The sequence below is a fragment of the Leifsonia sp. HAY1-4F genome, assembly GCF_056755275.1.
Map to the genome: position 1 here is coordinate 1 of NZ_JBNDHX010000441.1, position 252 is coordinate 252.

1 pseudogene is annotated in these 252 nt (G+C 66.7%); it reads right to left on the reverse strand.

Annotation, left to right across the window (positions count from 1 at the left end):
- Positions 1 to 33: 33 nt before the first annotated feature.
- A pseudogene (locus ACPYOG_RS20110) lies at positions 34 to 252 on the reverse strand (tRNA glutamyl-Q(34) synthetase GluQRS); the annotation flags it as partial.

Consider the following 252-nt stretch of genomic DNA (forward strand, 5'->3'; position numbering starts at 1 on the left):
GAATGCATCCAGCCAGCCTACGGGTTGCGCCGTTCAGGCCTGCGGAGTTATCCACACCCAGGGCTCTTCGGGAAGCCTTGCCGGATCGAATTCCGCCAGGGCGTCCTGTAGCGATCCACCGGGCAGGCCGAGCGATTCCAGCATCAGGTCGCGCACCCGGGCGGCAGGAATCCCGACGGCGGCGAGGTCGTCCAGCGTTACGGCACCGTCGCGCTTTGTCAGCCTGACGCCGTCGTGGTTTACCACCAGCGG